General features: G+C 64.6%; 2 protein-coding genes. One reads left to right on the top strand and one right to left on the bottom strand.

Going from position 1 to position 2003, the window contains the following annotated elements; translation table 11 throughout:
* On the top strand, positions 1–937 hold a 937-nt coding region (locus tag AB1346_00260), incomplete at its 5' end, for an IS630 family transposase (protein MEW6718866.1).
* A 115-nt stretch (positions 938–1052) separates the two neighbouring features.
* Here the strand turns inward: AB1346_00260 and AB1346_00255 are convergent.
* The coding region (locus tag AB1346_00255) for a thermonuclease family protein (GenBank protein MEW6718865.1) at positions 1053–2003 on the bottom strand (951 nt) is incomplete at its 5' end.

Here is a 2003-nt window from a genome sequence, read left to right as displayed (position 1 = left end):
CAACGCCTGGCGGGGCTTGAGGAGAACCCTCGCCCCGGTCGCCCGCGGGTTTTTCCCCCCGGAGGTCGTCGTCCACGTCAAGGCTCTGGCGTGTGAACTGCCCGCCAACCTGGGCCTTCCGCTGTCCCGGATGAGCACCTCCGACGTGGCGGCTGAGGCAAGGCGCACCGGACTGGTGGCCCGGATCAGCGACAGCACCGTCTGGCGCTGGCTTTCCGAGGATGCGATCAAGCCCTGGCAGCATCGGTGCTGGATCTTTCCGCGCGACCCTCTCTTTGCCGCCAAGGCGACCCGGATTCTCGACCTCTATGAGCGGATCTTTGAGGGAAAAGAACTCAAGGACGACGAGTTCGTTCTTTCCGCTGACGAGAAAACTTCCATCCAGGGCCGCGCAAGGGTCCATCCTTCGGTTCCTGCGCATCCCGGCCAATCGATGCGGGTCGAGCACGGGTACCGGCGATGCGGCGCATGGGCGTACCTGGCGGCCCTCGATGTCTTTCGGGCAAAGATCTTTGGCCGGTGCGAGAAGAGTAACGGCATCGTTGCGTTCGAACGCCTGGTGGATCAGGTCATGGCCCAGTCGCCCTACAACGAGGCAAGGCGCGTGTTCTGGATCATGGACAACGGTTCCTCCCATCGCGGCGCGTCTTGCGTGAAACGCCTTGTGGAGAGATATCCCCGCATCGTCCCGGTTCACGGCCCCGTCCATGCCAGTTGGCTCAACCAGATCGAGATTTACTTCTCTATCGTGCAACGCAAGGTCCTCACCCCCAACGACTTCCCCTCCCTGGCGGCAGTCAGCGAGCGTCTATTTGCCTTCGAGCGCCATTACGAGGCGATCGCCAAACCGTTCGAGTGGAAGTTCACGCGCCACGACCTTGCAAGACTTCTCGCGAAGATGGCTCCCGTTTCCGCCGGATCGCGAGCGGCGGCGTGAAAATAAAATATGTTACCGAACTTATGAAATGGACCACTTAGCTTCAAACGCGGGACTAAGGGTTAAGTGTGTCCCCCGCCAGCTCGCGAGAAGGGCTAAGAGTGTCCTCCGCCAGCTACGGCACGATGGAGATGTTCGCCGGATCCCGGATGACCATCTCGAGGCGCCCCTTGTTGAGGGTCACCTCGCCCCGCGCCCGGACCTTCTTTCCCTTGAAGGCGGTCTCCGGAGCCTCCGGAAACAGGGAAAGGTCCTTCGCGGGAAGGACGAGCGTAAGGTACCGTTTCCAGTTCGGGTGGAAATTGAGGTAAAGCACAGCCGCGGTCCGGTGCGTACGGACGATCGTTCCCTCGACGACGATCCGCTCGTCGACATGCCGTTTCGCCTCCTCCCAGGGAACGGCGGTTTCGGGGAGGGCGCCGGAACGCTCCGCTGGACGCGCGCTCCGGGCGGAACGATCGTCCCCGGCCGGGTCGACGGGACGGTACCCCCGCTCCCGGGCTTTCCGGGAGAAATCCGCGTCCGAAAGTTCCGCCCGGGCCTTCAGGACCCACTCGATCTCCCGCGCGAGGTTTCCGCGCGGGGTATCGTCCAGGGCCCAGCCCTTATGGACGACGGCGTAGGCGCCTCCCCCGGAAGGGTACACCTCCACGCGGGAGGCTTTGCCCGAAAGCAGCCACCGGAGCTTCCCCGCTCCGGCGTCTTTCCACAGCCCTTCCCCATCCCGCCGGGCCCGGCTTTCCGCCGCGACGAACTCGGCCCGCCGCGAGAAGGGAAACCTCGTATAAGCGCGGGCCATCCCGGCGCGGATCATCTCGAGGTTCAGCAGGCGCCCGTCCGGAGGGGGGAGGTGCACGTACCGGAGGAGCCGGTCGTACCGGTCGCTCTCCTCCGCTCCTTTTTCCAACCGGACGGTTTTTCCCAGGCACAGGGTGGAAAGGTGCGCGGCCGACTCGTCGCCGTAATATTCCTTTCCGATGGTGGGATGGCTCCGCTCGGGGGCGTCGATGCCGATCAGGCGCACGGTCGAGGTCGCGCCGCCGACGACGACGCGCAGCGTGTCCCC

Source organism: Thermodesulfobacteriota bacterium (assembly GCA_040758155.1).
Lineage (GTDB): Bacteria > Desulfobacterota > Deferrimicrobia > Deferrimicrobiales > Deferrimicrobiaceae > UBA2219.
This window is presented reverse-complemented; position numbering and strand designations above follow the sequence as displayed.